18 protein-coding genes are annotated in these 18,786 nt (G+C 69.2%); 11 read left to right on the forward strand and 7 right to left on the reverse strand.

All coding sequences use genetic code 11. From position 1 onward, the window contains the following. Nucleotides 1–2: 2 nt before the first annotated feature. From CDO81_RS11315 to CDO81_RS11330, 4 genes are read right to left on the reverse strand one after another with little or no spacing between them, the layout of a single operon-like run. Nucleotides 3–1,211, reverse strand: a complete 1,209-nt coding sequence (locus CDO81_RS11315; protein WP_088483307.1) for a molybdopterin molybdotransferase MoeA — start codon at nucleotides 1,209–1,211, stop codon at nucleotides 3–5. After that, nucleotides 1,204–2,595 (reverse strand): threonine synthase, encoded by a 1,392-nt coding sequence (gene thrC, locus CDO81_RS11320; RefSeq protein WP_088483308.1) that lies wholly within the window; start codon nucleotides 2,593–2,595, stop codon nucleotides 1,204–1,206. Before thrC ends, CDO81_RS11315 begins: the two co-directional genes overlap by 8 nt. A 4-nt stretch (nucleotides 2,596–2,599) precedes the next feature. Then, the gene (locus CDO81_RS11325; protein ID WP_088483309.1) at nucleotides 2,600–3,919 is read right to left on the reverse strand and encodes a homoserine dehydrogenase; all 1,320 of its coding nucleotides are present in this window, start codon (nucleotides 3,917–3,919) and stop codon (nucleotides 2,600–2,602) included. Between the two features lie 32 nt (nucleotides 3,920–3,951). Further along, nucleotides 3,952–5,178 carry a pyridoxal phosphate-dependent aminotransferase gene (locus CDO81_RS11330; protein WP_088483310.1) on the reverse strand — a complete coding sequence of 409 codons (1,227 nt, stop codon included), beginning with the start codon at nucleotides 5,176–5,178 and terminating at the stop codon, nucleotides 3,952–3,954. A 132-nt stretch (nucleotides 5,179–5,310) separates the two neighbouring features. Between CDO81_RS11330 and CDO81_RS11335 the strand changes: the two genes are divergently transcribed. The 4 genes from CDO81_RS11335 to CDO81_RS11350 all read left to right on the forward strand — a co-directional run bounded on the left by CDO81_RS11335 (nucleotide 5,311) and on the right by CDO81_RS11350 (nucleotide 8,489). Then, nucleotides 5,311–5,685, forward strand: a complete 375-nt coding sequence (locus CDO81_RS11335; RefSeq protein WP_088483311.1) for an Mth938-like domain-containing protein — start codon at nucleotides 5,311–5,313, stop codon at nucleotides 5,683–5,685. A gap of 136 nt (nucleotides 5,686–5,821) precedes the next feature. Beyond that, nucleotides 5,822–6,301, forward strand: coding sequence for a peroxiredoxin (locus tag CDO81_RS11340; RefSeq protein ID WP_088483312.1), 480 nt, complete (start codon nucleotides 5,822–5,824; stop codon nucleotides 6,299–6,301). 176 nt (nucleotides 6,302–6,477) lie between these two features. Then, nucleotides 6,478–8,154: a PhoH family protein gene (locus CDO81_RS11345; protein ID WP_088483313.1), complete on the forward strand. Its 1,677-nt coding sequence runs from the start codon at nucleotides 6,478–6,480 to the stop codon at nucleotides 8,152–8,154. Nucleotides 8,155–8,168: 14 nt separating this feature from the next. Next, the gene (locus tag CDO81_RS11350; protein ID WP_088483360.1) at nucleotides 8,169–8,489 is read left to right on the forward strand and encodes a high-potential iron-sulfur protein; all 321 of its coding nucleotides are present in this window, start codon (nucleotides 8,169–8,171) and stop codon (nucleotides 8,487–8,489) included. Nucleotides 8,490–8,535: 46 nt separating this feature from the next. Here the strand turns inward: CDO81_RS11350 and CDO81_RS11355 are convergent, their stop codons facing one another. After that, entirely contained in the window at nucleotides 8,536–9,909 is a 1,374-nt protein-coding gene (locus CDO81_RS11355) for a patatin-like phospholipase family protein (protein WP_241516959.1), read from the reverse strand. 89 nt (nucleotides 9,910–9,998) lie between these two features. Then, nucleotides 9,999–10,709 carry a PEP-CTERM sorting domain-containing protein gene (locus CDO81_RS11360; protein WP_088483315.1) on the reverse strand — a complete coding sequence of 237 codons (711 nt, stop codon included), beginning with the start codon at nucleotides 10,707–10,709 and terminating at the stop codon, nucleotides 9,999–10,001. Between the two features lie 188 nt (nucleotides 10,710–10,897). Between CDO81_RS11360 and dinB the strand changes: the two genes are divergently transcribed. From dinB to CDO81_RS11375, 3 genes are read left to right on the forward strand one after another with little or no spacing between them, the layout of a single operon-like run. Beyond that, nucleotides 10,898–12,106 (forward strand): DNA polymerase IV, encoded by a 1,209-nt coding sequence (gene dinB, locus CDO81_RS11365; RefSeq protein WP_088483316.1) that lies wholly within the window; start codon nucleotides 10,898–10,900, stop codon nucleotides 12,104–12,106. Between the two features lie 23 nt (nucleotides 12,107–12,129). Further along, nucleotides 12,130–12,756 carry a flavin reductase family protein gene (locus tag CDO81_RS11370; protein WP_088483361.1) on the forward strand — a complete coding sequence of 209 codons (627 nt, stop codon included), beginning with the start codon at nucleotides 12,130–12,132 and terminating at the stop codon, nucleotides 12,754–12,756. A 25-nt stretch (nucleotides 12,757–12,781) separates the two neighbouring features. Continuing rightward, complete coding sequence (locus tag CDO81_RS11375; protein ID WP_088483317.1) at nucleotides 12,782–14,578, forward strand: amidase; 1,797 nt, start codon at nucleotides 12,782–12,784, stop codon at nucleotides 14,576–14,578. Nucleotides 14,579–14,581: 3 nt separating this feature from the next. Here CDO81_RS11375 and CDO81_RS11380 read toward each other — a convergent pair whose 3' ends face one another. Continuing rightward, nucleotides 14,582–14,962: a DUF2237 family protein gene (locus CDO81_RS11380; protein WP_088483318.1), complete on the reverse strand. Its 381-nt coding sequence runs from the start codon at nucleotides 14,960–14,962 to the stop codon at nucleotides 14,582–14,584. A gap of 87 nt (nucleotides 14,963–15,049) precedes the next feature. Here CDO81_RS11380 and CDO81_RS11385 point away from each other — a divergent pair, with 87 nt between their 5' ends. From CDO81_RS11385 to CDO81_RS11395, 4 genes are all read left to right on the forward strand, one after another. After that, complete coding sequence (locus tag CDO81_RS11385; RefSeq protein ID WP_088483362.1) at nucleotides 15,050–17,353, forward strand: ATP-dependent DNA helicase; 2,304 nt, start codon at nucleotides 15,050–15,052, stop codon at nucleotides 17,351–17,353. An 83-nt stretch (nucleotides 17,354–17,436) separates the two neighbouring features. Beyond that, nucleotides 17,437–17,844 carry a DUF6249 domain-containing protein gene (locus CDO81_RS28065; RefSeq protein WP_158218246.1) on the forward strand — a complete coding sequence of 136 codons (408 nt, stop codon included), beginning with the start codon at nucleotides 17,437–17,439 and terminating at the stop codon, nucleotides 17,842–17,844. After that, nucleotides 17,841–18,386, forward strand: coding sequence for an RNA polymerase sigma factor (locus CDO81_RS28070; protein WP_158218247.1), 546 nt, complete (start codon nucleotides 17,841–17,843; stop codon nucleotides 18,384–18,386). The genes CDO81_RS28065 and CDO81_RS28070 overlap by 4 nt, the downstream gene beginning before the upstream one ends. Beyond that, the gene (locus tag CDO81_RS11395) at nucleotides 18,383–18,721 is read left to right on the forward strand and encodes a hypothetical protein (RefSeq protein ID WP_088483320.1); all 339 of its coding nucleotides are present in this window, start codon (nucleotides 18,383–18,385) and stop codon (nucleotides 18,719–18,721) included. Before CDO81_RS28070 ends, CDO81_RS11395 begins: the two co-directional genes overlap by 4 nt. Nucleotides 18,722–18,786: the final 65 nt, after the last annotated feature.

Raw genomic sequence — 18,786 nt, forward strand, 5'->3', positions numbered from 1 at the left:
GCTCATGCCAGCAGCTCCGAGAACGGGACGAAGCGCACGGCATCCCCCTTGGCAAAGGCATGGCCGGCCGGGTTGTCCAGCAAGCCATCCGCCCAGAACGCCGAGGTCAACACGCCGCTGCTCTGATTGCCGAACAGGGCCAGGCCGCTGGCTTCGTCGAGGCGAACGCGCAGGAACTCGCGCCGCTTGTCGGGCTTGGGCCAGTCGAAGCCGGCCGGGATCAGGTAGCCGCGCGGCGCCAGCCGGGCCGCGCCCTGCAGCTTGAGCAGGAAAGGCCGCACCAGCACGAGGAAGGTCACCAGGCTGGACACCGGGTTGCCCGGCAGGCCGATGAAGTGGGCTGCCCCCACACGACCATACGCGAAAGGCTTGCCGGGCTTGATCGCAATCGCCCACAGGTCCAGCTGCCCCTCGGCCTGCACGGCGGGCTTGAGGTGGTCTTCCTCGCCCACGGAGACACCGCCGGAGGTGACGATCACGTCAGCCTTCGAGGCAGCCTCGCGCAGCGCGGCGCGGGTGGCGTCGAGCTTGTCGGGCACGATGCCCAGGTCGATGACCTCACAGCCCAGGCCTTCGAGCAAGGCCCGCAGCGTGAAGCGGTTGGAGTTGTAGATGGCACCCGGCGGCAGCGGCTCGCCGGGCATGACGAGTTCGTCGCCCGTCGAGAACAGGGCAACACGCGGCCGGCGGGCCACCGTGAGTTCGGCGGCGCCGGCCGTGGCCGCCAGGCCCAGCGCGACCGCGTCGAGCCGCGTGCCGGCGGGCAGCACGACGCTGCCGGCCCTCACGTCCTCGCCGCGCAGCCGCACATGCTGGCCCACCCGCACCGGCTGGGTCACGCGCACGCGGCCCTCCACGAGCTCGGTGTGCTCCTGCATGACGACCGTGTCCGCCCCCGGCGGCACCTGGGCGCCGGTGAAGATGCGGGCGGCTTCGCCCACCGCGAGCGGCTGCGGCAGGCTGCCAGCCGGGATGCGCTGCGTGACCGGGAGTTCGCGCTCCACGTCGGCGGCGCGCAGTGCATAGCCGTCCATCGCCGAGTTGTCGGCGGGCGGCACATCGACCGGGGAGACCAGGTCAGCCGACAGCACGCGGCCGCGCGCGGCGGTGGTGGGCAGCGTCTCAACGTCGGCGAGGGGCTGGACCTGCGCCAGCAGCGTGGCCAGCGCGTCGTCCAGAGGTGTCAGGGCAGGTTTCTTGGCATCAGACATGGGCGTGAATGTAGGCCTTCACGGCGCCCACATCCGGCGCCATGACTTTCACGCGCTTCGGGAGTTGCTCGATGCCTTCCAGGCCCGCAGGCCGCGGCGGCTCGGTCCCCAAGGCCTCGACGATGGTCGCGGCGAACTTGGCCGGCAACGCCGTCTCCAGCACCAGCATCGGCACGGCCGGGTCGCGCTGCTCCAGCGCCACCTTCAGCCCGTCGGCCGTGTGCGGGTCAATGACCACGCCATGCTCGGCGTGGCAGCGGCGGATGGTCGCCACGCGGTCGGCGTGCGTGCTGCGGCCGGAGCTGAAGCCGAAGCGGGCAATCGCCGCGTGCTCGTCGGCCGTCAGCTGGAAGCCGGCGGACGTGAAGGCCTGCATCACGCGGGCGGCGTCGCGACCCAGCAGGTCGAACACGAAGCGTTCGAAGTTGCTCGCCTTGGAGATGTCCATCGACGGGCTGGAGGTCTCGTGCGTGTCCGCCGTGCCGCGCGGCTTGTAGGCGCCGGTGCGGAAGAACTCGTCGAGCACGTCGTTCTCGTTCGTGGCCACGACGAGCTTGTCGACGGGCAAGCCCATCATGCGCGCCACATGGCCTGCGCAGACGTTGCCAAAGTTGCCTGACGGGACCGTGAAGCTGACCTTCTCGCCGTTGGTCTTGGTCGCTTGGAAGTAGCCCGCAAAGTAGTACACCACCTGCGCCAGCAGCCGCGCCCAGTTGATGGAGTTGACCGTGCCGATGCGGTGCTCGCGCTTGAAGACGAGGTCGTTGGACACCGCCTTGACGATGTCCTGGCAGTCGTCGAACACGCCTTCGATGGCGATGTTGTGGATGTTGGCGTCCTGCAGGCTGAACATCTGCGCCTGCTGGAAGGGGCTCATCCGGCCATGGGGGCTGAGCATGAAGACGCGCACACCCTGCTTGCCGCGCATGGCGTACTCGGCCGCGCTGCCGGTGTCGCCTGACGTGGCGCCGAGGATGTTCAGTGTTTCGCCACGCCGGCCGAGTTCGTACTCGAACAGCGCGCCGAGCAGCTGCATGGCCATGTCCTTGAAGGCCAGCGTCGGGCCGTTGGACAGGCCCTCCAGCGCCAGACCTTCACCGAGCCAGGTCAGCGGGGTGATCTCCTTCGTACCAAAGACCTCAGGCGTGTAGACGCGGCACGTGATGGCGCGCAGGTCGTCGGCCGGAATGTCGTCGATGTACAGCGACAGGATCTCGAACGCGAGATCGGCATAGGCCAGGCCGCGCCAGCGGGTGAGCGTGGCGTCGTCGACCTGGGGGTAGGCCTTGGGCAGGTAGAGGCCGCCATCGGGGGCGAGGCCTTCGAGGAGGATGTCGGAGAAGCCGCGCTCGGCCTGATCGCCACGGGTGGAGATGTACTTCATCGGATCAGGCCAACTCTTCCTTGCGGAGCTTCACGATGGGCGCGAGCACGGTGGGCAGGCCCTGCATCTTGGCCAGGGCCTCGTTCATGCGGCCCTCGACGGTGTCGTGGGTCAGGATGATGAGGTCGGTCTGGCGCTCGCCGTCGGCGGACTCGCGCTGCAGCACGGCGTCGATGGAGATGTCGTGCTCGGCCAGGATGGTGGTGATGCGCGACAGCACGCCGGCCTGGTCGGCCACGACCAGGCGCAGGTAGAAGGCGGTCTTCACGTCGGCCATCGACAGCACCGGCGTGTTGCTCATCGCATCCGGCTGGAAGGCCAGGTGGGGCACGCGGTGGTCGGGGTCGGCAGTCGCCAGGCGGGTGACGTCGACCAGGTCGGCCACCACGGCCGACGCCGTGGGCTCGGCGCCAGCGCCCTTGCCGTAGTAGAGCGTGGTGCCGACCGCATCGGCCTGCACGACGACGGCGTTCATCGCGCCCTCGACGTTGGCGATCAAACGCGAGGCTGGGATGAGCGTCGGGTGCACGCGCAGCTCGAAACCATTCTCCCGGCGCCGCGTGATGCCCAGCAGCTTGATGCGGTAGCCCAGCTGCTCGGCGTACTTGATGTCAGTGGCCTGCAGGCTGGAGATGCCTTCCACATGCGCCTTGTCGAACTGCACCGGCACGCCGAAGGCGATGGCGCTCATGATGGTGAGCTTGTGGGCGGCATCCACGCCTTCGATGTCGAAGGTGGGGTCGCTCTCGGCATAGCCCAGGCGCTGGGCTTCCTTCAGCACGGTGGCGAAGTCCAGGCCCTTGCTCCGCATCTCGGAGAGGATGAAGTTGGTGGTGCCGTTGATGATGCCGGCGATCCACTCGATGCGATTGGCCGTCAGGCCTTCGCGCAGCGCCTTGATGATGGGAATGCCGCCGGCCACGGCCGCCTCGAAGGCCACGGTGACGCCCTTCTCGCGGGCCGCTGCGAAGATTTCGCTGCCGTGCAGCGCCAGCAGCGCCTTGTTGGCCGTGACGACGTGCTTGCCGTTGGCAATCGCCTTGAGCACCAGCGAGCGCGCGGGCTCGATGCCGCCGATCAACTCCACGACGATGTCGATGTCGGGGTTGTCCACCAGCTGCTGCGGGTCGGCGACGCAGGGCACGCCGTCACCCACGATGGCCTGGAAGGCCTTGGCGCGCTCGGCATTGCGGGCGGCCACCATCGCGATCTCGATGCCCCGGCCGGCGCGGCCGCGAATCTCGGCCTGGTTGCGCTGCAAGACGTGGAAGGTGCCGGCACCGACGGTGCCGAGGCCGATCAGGCCGACTTGGATGGGCTTCATTGCAGGGCTCTCGGGATCAGGGAACAGGGAAATCAGGCGGAATGCCGGCGGCGGTAGCCCGCCAGGAAGCGCTCGATGCGGCCGATGGCCTCGCGCAGGTCGTCGACGTTGGGCAGGAAGACGAGGCGGAAGTGGTCGTGCTCGGGCCAGTTGAAGCCGGTGCCTTGCACGATCAGCACCTTCTCTTCGGCCAGCAGCTCGTAGGCGAACTGCTGGTCGTCGGCGATCGGGTAGACCTTGGGGTCCAGCCGCGGGAACATGTACAGCGCCGCCTTGGGCTTGACCACGCTCACGCCCGGGATCTGGCTGAGCAGCTCATAGGCGAGGTCGCGCTGGTGGCAGAGCCGCCCGGTCGGGGCCACCAGGTCCTTGATGCTCTGGTAGCCGCCCAGTGCCGTCTGGATGGCCAGCTGACCCGGCGTGTTGGAGCACAGGCGCAGCGAGGCCAGCATGTTCAGGCCCTCGATGTAGTCGCGGGCATGGCGCTTCTCGCCGCTGACGACCATCCAGCCGGCGCGGTAGCCGCAGGCACGGTAGTTCTTGGACAGGCCGTTGAAGGTGATGACCAGCACGTCATCGGCCAGCGAGGCCAGCGCGGTGTGCGTATGGCCGTCGTACAGCGTCTTGTCGTAGATCTCGTCGGCGAACACGACGAGCTGGTGGCGGCGCGCCAGCTCCAGGATGCCCAGCAGCAGGTCGTTCGGGTAGAGCGCGCCGGTCGGGTTGTTCGGGTTGCAGACCATGATGCCGCGGGTGCGCGGCGTGATCTTGGACTCGATGTCCGCCAGATCGGGCAGCCAGCCGGCGGCCTCGTCGCACAGGTAGTGCACCGGCCGGCCGCCGGAGAGGCCGACGACCGCCGTGTACAGCGGGAAGTCGGGCGCCGGGATCAGGATCTCGTCGCCGTCATTGACCAGCGCGTTGATGGCCATCTGGATCAGCTCGGACGCGCCATTGCCGAGGTAGACGTCGTCCACCGTCACGCCCTTGACGCCCTGCTGCTGGGTGTAGTGCACCACCGCCTTGCGGGGGGCGAACAGGCCCTTGCTGTCGGTGTAGCCACCGGCGTCGCCCAGGTTGCGGATCATGTCCTGCACGATCTCGTCAGGGGGCGTCAGGCCGAACACGGCCGTGTTGCCGATGTTCAGCTTCATGATCTTCTGGCCCTCCTCCTCCATCTGGCGGGCCTTGTCCAACACCGGGCCACGGATGTCGTAGCTGACGCTGGCGAGCTTGCTGGACTTGGCGATGGGCTTCAAACGGGGCTCCGGGGCAGCTTTTTGCTGCAGTGCAGGATGGGTCGGACGGGGATCTCGGAGTTTAAGCAAGGCCCAGGCACGCGGCCTGCCGATCTGGGCGACACTCGCGCCGGTTTCCAGCGCCGATTTCCGATGAAGTTCCAGCTCGACGAGCCGCAGGGCGGCAACAGCATTTCCCGTCACGACGCCCAGGGCGTCTGGGTCAACGGGCAGCCCCATACCGCCAGCGTGCTGGTGCCCTGGAAGGGCGCCGTGGCCCCCTGGGCGCCTTCGCGCTTCGAGGAACTTCGACCCGCGGATTTCGAAGCGATCAAGGCGCTGAACCCCGAGCTGGTGGTCTTTGGCAGCGGAGCGCGGCTGCGGTTTCCGAGCCCGGCCCTGTGGCGCGGGCTGGTGGAGGCACGCATCGGATTCGAGGTGATGGACCTGGCAGCCGCCTGCCGCACCTACAACGTGCTGGCCAGCGAAGGCCGCAACGTTCTGGCGGCTCTCTTGATCGAGGGATGAGGCCGGCCGCCGGGAAGGCGGGCCGAGGCTTTATAATCACGGGCTATTGCCTGCGGGCGCCCGCGTGAATTGCTTCTGTTCTCAGGGCAAGCTCACGAACCGGGGACCCCGTGAGCCCAACTTGCCGCACCCCCCAATGACGCCTGCGCTCAACAAACCCCTGCCGGAAATTGAGGCTCAAGCCACCGGCGGCGTGAAGTTCACTGCCAACGCCTTCCTGGGCAAGTCGGTCGTGCTGTACTTCTACCCGAAAGACAACACACCGGGTTGTACCACCGAGGCAATGCAATTCCGCGATCGCCACAAGGACTTCGTGAAAGCCGGCGCAGTTGTGCTGGGTGTTTCGCGTGACAACATGGCCTCGCACGAGAAGTTCAAGCAAGCGCTGGAACTGCCGTTCGAGCTGATCGCCGACACCGAAGAAAAGCTCTGCCACATGTTCGGCGTGGTCAAGAACAAGATCATGTACGGCAAGAAGGTCAAGGGCATCGAGCGCTCGACCTTCCTGATCAGCCCCACGGGCATCCTGGTGGGCGAGTGGCGCGGCATCAAGGTCGCCGGCCACGTCGACGAAGTGCTCAAGGCGGTCAAGGGCCTCAAGAAGGAAGCCGCCTGACGGTCTCCCATCGGGTTCATCCCTGACACGGCGGCGCCCGCCGGCATGTGCATAATCAAGCCATGCCCCGGGTCGAATCCTCGCCTCAGACTTCAAAAGCCGCGCTCATCCTGCGCGGCTTTTTGCTTTCTGCGCGCTGGATGTCGTGGGGCCCACCCCCTGCCGCCTAGCCGTACATGCCACTGCCCAAGCCTCCTGCACAACGCGCCAGCCGCCTCGACGCCACCGACTACTCGGCCAACCTGACTCCCAGCAAACCCCGTGCCGTGCCGCCCAGCGTGGCACCCGCCAAGCCGGCCGCCTCGCCGGCCGCAGCCCCCACCGCCGAGGTGCTGCGCCTGCCCACCCCCGCCGCGACGCCGGCACCTGCGGCCAAAACCGGCCTGCCCACCAAATCGGCCAGCAAGGCCCCCGCCAAGACGGCAGCACCCAAGCGCAGCCGCAAGCCGGCCGAAGCACCCAAGCTGTTCGTGCTGGACACCAACGTGCTGATGCACGACCCGATGTCGCTGTTCCGCTTCGAGGAGCACGACGTCTTCCTGCCCATGATCACGCTGGAGGAACTGGACGGGCACAAGAAGGGCATGACCGAGGTCGCCCGCAACGTGCGCCAGGTCAGCCGCGAGCTGGACCAACTCGCCGCCAGCCTCAAGAGCAGCAGCATCGAGGAGATGGGCAAGGGCCTGCCCCTGGCGGCCACCGGCCACCGCGAGGCCGAGGGCAAGCTGTTCTTCCAGACCCAGCTGATCGACACGCCCCTGCCCCAGGGCCTGCCGCAGGGCAAGGCGGACAACCAGATCCTCGGCGTCGTGCAGGCGCTCAAGGGCCTGCACCCGGGCCGGGAGGTGGTGCTGGTGTCCAAGGACATCAACATGCGCATCAAGGCCCGCGCCCTGGGCCTGCCTGCGGAGGACTACCGCAACGACAAGACGCTGGAAGACTCCGACCTGCTCTACACCGGCGTGCAGGCGCTGCCCAGCGACTTCTGGGAGCGCCATGGCAAGACCATGGAGAGCTGGCAGCAGGGCAACACGACGTTCTACCGGATCAGCGGGCCGCTCGTGCCCACGCTGCTGGTCAACGAGCTCGTCTACCTCGAAGCCCCCGGCGCCACGCCGCTGTATGCCAAGGTCACCGAGATCACCGGCAAGACGGCGGTGCTCAAGACGCTGAAGGACTACGGCCACCAGAAGAACGCCGTCTGGGGCGTGACGGCCCGCAATCGCGAACAGAACTTCGCGCTGAACCTGCTGATGGACCCGGAATGCGACTTCGTCACGCTCACCGGCACCGCCGGCACCGGCAAGACGCTGATGACGCTGGCCGCCGGCCTGTCGCAGGTGCTGGATGACCGCCGCTACAGCGAGATCATCGTCACCCGCGTGACCGTGCCCGTCGGCGAGGACATCGGCTTCCTGCCCGGCACGGAGGAAGAGAAGATGGGCCCCTGGATGGGTGCGCTGGACGACAACCTCGAAGTGCTGGCCAAGGGCGACTCTTCCGCCGGCGAATGGGGCCGTGCCGCCACCAACGACCTGGTGCGCAGCAAGATCAAGATCAAGAGCTTGAACTTCATGCGCGGGCGGACCTTCCTGAACAAGTTCGTCATCATCGACGAGGCGCAGAACCTGACGCCCAAGCAGATGAAGACCCTGATCACCCGTGCCGGCCCCGGCACCAAGATCGTCTGCCTGGGCAACCTCGCACAGATCGACACGCCCTACCTCACCGAGGGCAGCTCGGGCCTCACGTTTGCGGTGGACCGCTTCAAGGGCTGGGCCCACAGCGGCCATGTCACGCTGGCCCGCGGCGAGCGCTCGCGCTTAGCGGACTTCGCCTCCGAAGTGCTCTGACCCGGGAGATGCCCATGGCCCCGCCCTCCCCTGCCACCTCGCTCCTGCGCCGGCGTCTGCTGCAAACGCTGCCGCTCTGGGGCACGGGGCTTGCCCGCGCGCAGTCCCAGCCCCTGCTGGACGAGGGAGACGACGAGGCCAAGGCCGTGGGCTACCACGCCGACGCCAGCAAGGTCGACGCCAAGAAGTTCCCCAAGTACGCCAAGGGCCAGACGTGCGCCAACTGCCAGCTCTACGCGGCGGATGGCGGCAAGCCCTCAGGCGGCTGCGCGCTCTTCTACGGCAAGGACGTGCTGGCCAAGGGCTGGTGCAACGCCTGGGAAAAGAAGGTCTGACGCCAACCGGGCGCCGTCGCGACGTCCCTCTCGCTCGCCCGGCGGGTCATTCCCCGCGGCGCATCTGCGTCGAGAAGCGCTGCACGCCCGCATCCCGCAACACCGCCAGCCGACCGGCCTCGATCAGCCGGTCGATCTGGTCGGCCGGCAGCTTCAAGCGCGTCGGGATGGCGTTCAGCGCAGCCTCGTCCGCCTCGGGCAGGTCGGCAAAACTGATCTGCGTGACCGCAAACCGCAGGTCTTCACAGCGCCAGTCGGGGTTCTTGGCCCGCAGGGCCGCCTTGCGCTCTTCCGGCAGTGAGCAGCGCCAGGTGACCAGGTCTCGCTCCCAGGCACGCATCATCGGCACGAAGTAGGCGTAGCTCATGCGCATGGTGCTTTCGATGGCGGTGTCGACCGCGCCGGTGGCGATGTCCACACCCGAGGGCCCGGCCAGTTCGCGCCCCCAGTCGGCGCTCGGCCCTTGGCCCGCGTCGACCACGATGAACAGCAGCCGGCGCAGGTTGGCTGCGTCGTGCTCGCTGATCGGCCCATAAGGCGTGTCCAGCAGCACGCGGCTTTGCAGGATGCTGACCAGGCCCAGGTTGTCGCTGATACCGCCGTCCACCAGCTTCAGGTAGCGGCCGGTGCGCGGGTCGCGGAAGTCCTGCAGCGCGCGCTTGAGCGCCAGGCGCAGCCGGTGCAGGTCGTCGCGCTCCGCACCCTGGCGCGTCAGCCCCGGGGGCAGCGGCCCGTTGCAGGCGGCCGGAAACTTCTCCAGCACCACGGGCGCAAAGAACAGCGGCACGGCCATCGAAGCGGCCACCGCCTCTGACACCGGGAAGCTCGCCAGATCACTGCAGATGGCATCGAACGCCCGCTCATGGAAGGGGAAGGCCAGGCGGTATTGCGCGTTGGTGGCGTTGATCCACACGGCCGGCCGCTCGCGCTTGAGCATGTCGGCGAAGGTCGCGCCCTTGAAGACGTCGCGGTCCAGCCAGTCGTTCAGGTTGCTGCGGTCGTTCAAGCCACCGGCCAGCAAGCGCATCAGGTTGGTCGGGTTGATCAGGCTGAAGCGCAGGCCGGCCTCGCCGTCGCGCAGCAGCACCTTGTCCCGAAAGCCTCGCAGCCCGTCGGCGCCGTGCAGCCCGAAGTAGGCCGCCGTGATGGAGCCGCCGGACACACTGGTGATGAAGGTGACTTCATCCAGCAGATGTCGTGGGCCTGCCGACGGTTGCTCGCGCAGGCCCTCCAGCACCCCGTAGGCGAAGGCCGCTGCCCGCAGGCCCCCGCCGCTGAAGCTCAAAGCGACCGCGGTTTGCGGCGTGTCGGCCCGCGGCGCCCGTTGCAGGGGCTCGGCGACGGCAGGCTGGTTGCGCGGCGGGTTCAGCGGTGAACCCGCGCAGCCTGCCAGGGCCAGGCACAGCAGAGAGATCGACAACAAGCGCATCGTGCGGCAAGGCGAAGTGGCGGCCGGCGCATTCTGCCGATGCCGCAGGGCCTGGCGCCCGCGCCGGGCTGAGCTGTGGCTTAAGCCTGACGGCGGCGCACGGCCAGCAGACCGAGCGCCAGGCCCGCCAGCGCCAGGCTGCCCGGCTCGGGCACGGTCACCACATCCGCCGCCGGAGCGAAGGTGGAGAAGATGCCGGAGATGTGTTGCACGGGAACATCCGCCACATCCATGATCCCGCTGAGGTCATAGTTCGTCGCGTCGGTATCGAGGAACATGAAGTACGAGGTCTCCCCGGCCGCCAGACCCACCAGCGCCCCCGTATCGTCGGTGGTCCTGAAGGTGAAGTTGAAGTAGCTGGACTGCGAGCCGCCGAAGCGGTTCGCCGAAACCGGTGCCCGATCGCCGGTCGAATCGGAGCGCCAATTGACGAGGTACTGGCTGGTGTAGATCTCGCCCAGCCGGAATGACCCCAGCGCGTCCGACGAGTTGGCGCTACTGCTGACCTGCCAATAGAAGTCCAGCGTGCCGTCCACCGCGCGGATGACCCGGGACTCGATGGTGCCCGACACCGTGCCGGAGCTCGCCACGAAACTGAAGTTGTTGATCAGCGTGTCGATCACCGTGCCAGCAAGTTGCGGCTCGGCGGCGACGGTCGTGCCCGTTGGCAGAGCCACGATCGTGTTGACCGGCAACAGCGCCGCCTGGGCTCCGGGGCTGGCAGCCAGGGTCAGCCAGGTCAGGCCGGTGGCCAGGAGAGATCGCGCCAAAGACGATGAACGACGCAGCATGTCAGCCTCCTCAAAAGTGCATGTGCTCGCCAAGATATGAGGCCCGTCCGCATCGTGCGCCCCCTAACTCGCACAGTTCCCCCAGACCTGCGGGGGTGAGCGACTGCAAAACTTAGGGCCTCACCCCCGCGTCCAAGCCGGCTGCCGCTGCTGCCAGGGGCTGACGCCACTCGCCGGACAATGTCCGCATGCCGCTGCCAGACCGCTGGATCGCTCACCTCGACATGGACGCCTTCTACGCCTCCGTCGAGTTGCTGCGCTACCCGCAGCTCAAGGGCGAGGCGGTGGTCATCGGCGGCCGACGGGCTGACGCGCCCCGCCAGCTGGAAGACGGCAGTTGGCAGTACGCCCGGCTGCGCCACTACACGGGACGCGGCGTCGTCACCACCAGCACCTATGCCGCGCGGGACCTGGGCGTGTTCTCGGCCATGGGGCTGATGAAGGCCGCCCTGCGCGCGCCCGATGCGGTCCTGCTGCCGGCCGACTTCGACAGCTACCGCAAGTACTCGCGCCTCTTCAAGGCGGCGGTGGCCGAGGTGGCGCCGGTCATCGAGGACCGCGGCATCGACGAGATCTACATCGACCTGACCGACGTGCCCGGCGTGCGGGACGCGGTGGGCCACGACCCGCTGGGCGGCGTGAAGGCCGTGGCGCGCGAGATCAAGAACTCGGTCTGGCGCGCCACGGGCCTGACCTGCTCCATCGGCATCACGCCCAACAAGCTGCTCAGCAAGATCGCCAGCGAGCTGGACAAACCCGACGGCATCACCGTGCTGACCCTGGACGACATACCCGGCAGCATCTGGCCGCTGGCGGTGCGCAAGATCAACGGCATCGGACCCAAGGCGGGCGACAAGCTCGTCAAGCTCGGCCTGCACACGGTGGGCGACATCGCCGCGGCCGACCCGGCGTGGCTGGTGGCGCAGTTTGGCCAGAGCTATGGCGAGTGGCTGCACAACGCCGCCCACGGGCGCGATGCCCGGCCGGTGGTCACGCACAGCGAGCCGGTGTCGGTGAGCCGCGAGACGACCTTCGAGCGCGACCTGCATGCGGTGCACGACAAGGCGCTGCTCGGGCAGATCATGGACGAGCTCTGCGACCGACTGTCGCAAGACCTGGCGCGCAAGCGCTATGCCGGCAAGACGGTGGGCATCAAGCTGCGCTTCGAGGGCTTCGTGACCGTCACGCGGGACCAGACGCTCAAGGCGCCGATCGCCAGCGCCGCTGACATCCGTCGCGCCGTGGGCCTGTGCCTGAAGCGCGTCAAGTTCGACAAGCGGCTGCGCCTGATGGGCGTGCGCGTGGGCAACCTCGTGCATGCGAGCGAGGTGCCGCCGCCAGCAACCGCAGGCGTGCGCGGAGAAACGCCGCCCCGTGAGAATCTGTCGCTGTTCTGACCCGCCAGCCCTTGCTGCCCCGCATGACCGCGACTGCCGACATCCACAGCTACCAACCGCGCCAGGGCCACGGCCTGCCGCACGATCCGTTCAACGCCATCGTGGGCCCCCGCCCCATCGGCTGGATCGGCAGTCACGACGGCGCCGGCCACCGCAATCTCGCGCCCTACAGCTTCTTCAACGCCTTCAACTACGTGCCGCCCATCGTGGGCTTTGCCAGCATCGGCGCGAAAGACACTCTGCGCAATGTGCAGGCCACCGGCGAATTCACCTGGAACCTGGTCACCCGCGAGCTGGCCGAGCGCATGAACGCCAGCTGCGCGGCGGTGCCGCCGGAGGTGGACGAGTTCGCGCTGGCCGGCCTCACGCCGCTGGCCTCGCAGCAGGTCACGGCGCCGCGCGTGGCCGAGTCGCCGGTGAGCTTTGAATGCCGCGTCACCCAGATCGTGCAGCTGACCACGGCTGCGGGCGCCACCGTGCCCACGTGGCTGGTGCTGGGCGAAGTGGTGGCGGTGCACATTGCCCGCCGCTTGCTGGTGAACGGCGTTTACGACACGGCCGCGGCTCGCCCAATGCTGCGCGGCGGCGGCCCGGCCGACTATTTCGAGATCGCGCCCGAGCTGCGCTTCCAGATGCATCGCCCCACCTGAGTCCCGTCACGGAGATCGCCACGCCATGTCTTCCCGTCGTCGCTTCCTCGCCCGGGCCCCGGCCGGCCTGATCGGTGCCACCGCCCTGGCCAGCGCCCAGCCCCCCAGCGCGGCGCCTACAGCCACGCCCGGTGCGCCACCCACCTTCGGCACCGCGCCGCCGGTGGGCCCCGAGATCACGCCCACGACGATTGCCGAGGCCGAGAAGCTGATGCGGGTCAGCTTCAGCGAGACCGAGCGGCAGATGATCGCTGCCAACTGGCGCAACAGCCTCGCCGGCCTGGCCGACCGGCGCGACGGGCCGCGTCGCATCGCGCTGCCCGAGACCCTGGCACCGGCCACGCAGTGGGACCCGGCGCTGGGCCGCAGCGTCGGGCCGGCGCGCAACCGCTTCGTGCGTTCGGCTGGCCCGGTGCCGGCGCTGCCAGCCGACGAGGCCGACATCGCCTTTGCGCCGGTCAGCCTGCTGTCGCGCTGGATCGAGACCCGGGCGCTGACGTCCGAGCGGCTCACGCGCATCTATCTGTCGCGCATCGAGCGGCTGGACGGCCGCCTGCGCTCGGTCATCACGCTGACCGCCGACCACGCACTCGCCCAGGCCCGCCAGGCCGACCGCGAGATCGCCGCCGGCCGCTACCGCGGCCCGCTGCACGGCATGCCGTACGGCGTGAAAGACCTGCTCGACACCGCCGGCATCCCGACCACCTATGGCGCCGAGCCTTTCCGGCAGCGGGTGCCCCAGCGCGATGCGGCCGTGGTGAAGCGCCTGAACGCCGCCGGCGCCGTGATGCTGGCCAAGCTCAGCCTGGGGGCGCTGGCCATGAATGATGTCTGGTTCGGCGGCCAGACCATGAACCCCTGGCTGCCCGAAGAAGGCGCCTCCGGCTCCAGCGCCGGCTCAGGCGCTGCCACCGCCGCGGGCCTGGTGGCCTTTGCCATCGGCAGCGAGACCGGCGGCAGCATCATCAGCCCGAGCATGCGCTGTGGCGTGACGGGCCTGCGGCCCACCTTCGGCCGGGTACCGCGCACCGGGGCGATGACGCTGTGCTGGTCCCTCGACAAGCTCGGCCCCATGACCCGCAGCGTCGAGGACGCGATGCTGGTGCTGCAGGCGATCAGCGGCCCCGACACCGGCGACGTCAGCTCGCGGCCAAGCAAGCTGCAGTTCGACGCGCGCGCCTCGGTCAAGGGGCTGCGCGTAGGCTATGTGCCCGGCTGGCTGGATGAGGCGCCCGCCATCGACATCGACCGGCAGGCGCTCGACATGGTGCGCCGCCTTGGCATGCAGCCGGTCCCCATCCAGCTGCCAGCCTGGCCCTATGACAGCCTCAACCTCATCCTGTTTGCCGAGGCCGCCGCTGCCTTCGAGGAGCTGACCCTCAGCCATGGCGTGGACCAGTTGCGCATGCAGACACCCGATTCCTGGCCCAACTTCTTCCGCATGTCGCGCTTCCTGTCGGCGGTGGACTTCGTGCAGGCGGACCGCCTGCGCCGCCGGGTGGCGCAGGAGATGGCGCGCCTCATGTCAGAGGTCGACCTGCTGCTCGTGCCCTCGCTGCGCGAGGAGATGCTCACCATCACCAACCACACCGGCCACCCCAGCCTCACGCTGCGCACCGGCTTCACGTCGGTCAGCGAAGCCCGCAGCGACTGGGCGCCCGACGCTGCCCGGCCGGTAGCCAAGTTCTCCCCGCCGCGGCGTGTGCCGCACGGCGTGACGCTCATCGGCCGGCTGTTCGACGAGGGCCTGCTGGCCCAGGTCGGGCTGGCGATGGAAAAGGCGGCGGGCGTGTCGGCGGAACGACCGCCGGGCTTCTTCTAAGGTCTAAGGGCCGGCTTCCCGCGGCGCCAGCGCGCTGGCCTGCAGCGTCGCCAGCGGAATGAGGCGCAGCACCAGCGCATGCGTGGCCTCCAGCACCACGGGTGGCGCCACGCCTGCCTCGTGCGCCTCCAGCCAGCGGCTGGCGCACAGGCACCAGCGGTCGCCCGGTCGCAGGCCGGCAAAACGCCACTGCGGCCGCGGCGTGACCAGGTCGTTGCCGCGCGCCCGCGAGAAGGCCAGGAACTCCGCCGTCACCCGCGCGCAGACGAGGTGGGTGCCGCGGTCGTGCTCATCGGCCGAGCAGCAGCCGTCCCGCAGGAAACCGGTGAGCGGGTCGAAGGAGCAGGCCTGCAGGGCCGTGCCCAGTACATTCATCGCCGTCATGTGCCTGATGCCTGTTGATTTGCACCGTATCTTGCCCCCGGCCCCAAGCCCATGGGGCCGCAAGGCAATGGCAGCGCACCCTTGTTGATGAGCGACTGGACCTACACCGTCTCGGTGCGCAGCCTGTGCGAGTTCACCGCCAAGCGCGGCGACCTCGACCGCCGCTTCACGCCCTCGGCCACCGCGCTGGAAGGCCAGGCCGGGCAGATGGCCGTCTACGCACGCCGCTCGCCGGGCTACGAGACCGAGCTGCCCCTCGAAGGCCAGTGGGGCTCGCTGCGCGTGCGCGGCCGGGCCGATGGCTATGAGGCCGATGTCAACCGGCTGGAGGAGATCAAGACCATCCGCGGGCCGGTGGAGCGCGTGCCGGACAACCGGCGCGCGCTGCACTGGGCGCAGCTCGAAACCTACGGCGCCCTCATCGCGGCTGACCGGGGCCTGGCCGAGCTGGAGCTCGCCCTGGTCTATGTCGACGCCGACACCCAGCAGGAAACCGTGCTGCGGCAGACCCACGCCGCCGCGGCCCTGCAGCAAGCGTTCGAGGCACGCTGCCAGGCCTTCGAGGCCTGGGCCCGGCAGGAAGCGGAGCATCGACAGGCGCGCGACACGGGCCTGGCCGCCCTGCCCTTCCCCCTCGGCGAACTGCGCCCCGGGCAGCGACTGCTGGCGGAGGCGGTGTACCGCGCAGCCAGCGCAGGGCGTTGCCTGCTGGCCCAGGCCCCCACCGGCATCGGCAAGACGCTCGGCACCCTCTACCCGCTGCTGCGCGCCATGCCCGGCCAGCAGCTCGACAAGGTCGGGTACATGACCTGCAAGGGCACCGGCCGCATCACCGCGCAGGAAGCCCTGCACGCGCTGCGCGAGCACACGCCGGGCCGCGCGCTGCGGGTGTTGACCCTGGTGGCCAAGGAGCAGGCCTGCGAGCACCCGACGCTGGCCTGCCACGGCGACGCCTGCCCGCTGGCCCGGGGCTTCTACGACAAGCTGCCCGCCGCACGCACCGAGGCCGTGGCCGCCGGCTGGCTCGATGCCCCCACGCAGCGCCGCATCGCGCTGCAGCACGGCCTGTGCCCCTACTACCTCGGCCAGGAGCTGCTGCGCTGGGCGGACGTGGTGGTCGGCGACGTCCACCATGCGTTCGACCCCCACGGCCAGCTCTACGGCCTGGCGCAGTCGCAGGGCTGGAAACTCGCGCTGCTGGTGGACGAAGCCCACAACCTGATCGACCGCACCCGCGACATGTACAGCACCTCGCTGAGCCTGGCCCGGGTGCGCGAGGTGGTGGCCGAGGCACCTGCGCCGCTGCGCGCGCCACTGCGCCGTCTGGCGGTCGAGCTGGCCGATCTCGTGCGCGCCCAGCCGGCGGACTACCAGCCGCTCAAGGAGATCCCCGACGACCTCGCCGACGCGCTGCAGCGGGTCAACGCCGCGCTGGCCGAGCATGTGCAGAACCACCCGCTGGATGTCGGCCCCCTGCTGCAGTTCTATTTCGAGGTACTGGGTCTGCAGCGGCTGCTGGACCGCTTCGATGCGCATTCGGTGTGTGACCTGCAACGCAGCGCCGTGGCGCCGACGGTTGCGACCACGGGGGGCAACCTGTCGCTGCTGGAAGACGAATCCGAGGACGCTCGGCTGTCGGTGCGCAACATCGTGCCGGGCCACTTCCTGAAGGAGCGCTTCGAGGGCTTGCACAGCGTCACGCTGTTCTCGGCCACCCTCGGCCCACCCGACTATCCGCGCCAGCTGCTCGGCCTGCCCGACAACACCGCCTGGATCGACGTGCCCGCCCCCTTCCCGCCCGAGCACCTGACCGTGCGCGTAGCCCACCACCTCTCCACGCGCTACGAGCACCGCAGCGCGACCCTGGACGCGCTGGTCGATCTGCTGGCCACGCAGTTCCGCCAGCACCCGGGCAACTACCTCGCCTTCTTCAGCAGCTTCGACTACCTCGACAAGGCCGCCGCACGGCTGGCCCTGCGCCACCCCGAGCTGCCGCAATGGAGCCAGTCGCGCGCCATGGGCGACGGCGCGCGACGGGCCTTCCTGGATCGCTTCGTGCCTGACGGCCGCGGTATTGGCTTCGCCGTGCTGGGCGGCGCCTTCGCCGAGGGCGTGGACCTGCCGGGCACGCGACTCATCGGCGCCTTCATCGCCACCCTGGGCCTGCCGCCGGTATCGCCGCTGCAAGACCTCGTGCGGGAACGGCTGGACAGCCTCTTCGGCGCCGAACACGGGTATGCCGACCTGGTGCCCGGGCTGCAGAAGGTGGTGCAGGCCGCCGGCCGCGTGCTGCGCTCGGCCGACGACCGCGGCTGGGTCTGGCTGCTGGACCGGCGCTATGCGCGGCCGGACGTGCGCGCGCTGCTGCCGGCCTGGTGGGTCATCGATTGAAGTTTTTCTCGCGCGGCTGAATCCAAATCGATCGGCCAGCCGCTCCAAGGCTGTATCCACCATCCACACCGCAGGAGCTGTCCATGTTCGAGAACTTCCATTCCTGGCTGCCGCTGATGATCCCCATCCTGGCCTTGATGATTCCCATCGTGGCCATCCTCGCGCACTACTTCGGGCGCGCGCACAGCGAACGCCAGCGCCACGAAACCATCCGCGAGATTGCGCGGGCCGGGCTGCCCATCCCGCCCGAGCTGCTGGCGGACGCCCAAGACAGCGACTGGCACCGCGCCCGCCGCGAGGCCGCCAACCCGAACCGGCTGCTGGTGCCGGCCTTCATCAACATCGCGGTGGGCCTGGGCCTGATGGGCATGTTCTCGCTGATGATGCCTGGCGCCTGGCTGTGGAGCATCGGCCTGCTGCCGCTGTTCATCGGATGTGCGCTGGCCCTGTACTGGGCGGTGGAACGCCGGCAGCAACCGCCGCAGCCGTGACCTTCGGCGACGCTGCCGCCACCGAACGCCGGCTGGTGGCCCTGGCGGCCGGCGGTGACCGGGCGGCATTTGCGGCCCTGGTACAGGCCCACCAGGGCTACCTGCGCAAGCTGCTCGGCCGCATCTGCCGGGGCGACCAGGGCCGGGCCGACGACCTCGCGCAGGAGGCCTTTCTGCGCGCCTGGCGAGCACTGCCAGGCTTTCGCGGGGAGGCCCGGTTTCGGACCTGGCTCACGCGGCTGGCCTATTCCGCGCTGTCGGCCGAGCGCCCAGGCCTGCCGTCGGCCGATGATGCCGAAGCCCTGCCCGACGCCGAGGCCCACCTCAGCCACGGCGCCGATTGGCACATCGACCTCGACCGCGCCCTCGCCACGCTCAGCGAGGCCCAGCGCCATGCGGTGCTGCTGTGCTACGGCGCCGACCTCAGCCACGCGGAAGCGGCCCAGGTGCTGGGCTGGCCGCTCGGCACCGTCAAGACCCAGGTCCTGCGAGCCAAGGCACGGCTGCGAGAACAGCTTCAAGCCTGGGAGAACACGCCATGAACGACATGCCTGATTCGACCGAACCCGACATCGACACCGATCCCCTGGCGCAGGCCCTGCGCCAGCAATGGCAGGCCGGCGCCGAGCCTGACGACGCCGGCTTCAGCCTTCACGTGATGGCGGTGCTGCCGGAGCGCGTCAGCCCCAGCCAGCGCCGCCGGGCCCGGGCCATGCGCTGGCTGCACTGGGCCAGCATCACACTGGCGGGCTGGGGCGCTGCCAGCCTGATGGCGGGTGAGCTCGGCCTGCCGCTGGAGCAACGGCTGTTTGCCGGCGGGGCGCTCCTGGTGTTGCTGATCCTGTGGACCGTGCCCAACCGCTGGCTGCGGCCTTGAAACGAATGGAAACAATCAACCGCGTGAGGGAAGTCCCTTGGCTTCCCGCATGGCGGGAAAACCGC

It is taken from the genome of Roseateles puraquae, assembly GCF_002205845.1.
Classification (GTDB): domain Bacteria; phylum Pseudomonadota; class Gammaproteobacteria; order Burkholderiales; family Burkholderiaceae_C; genus Pelomonas; species Pelomonas puraquae.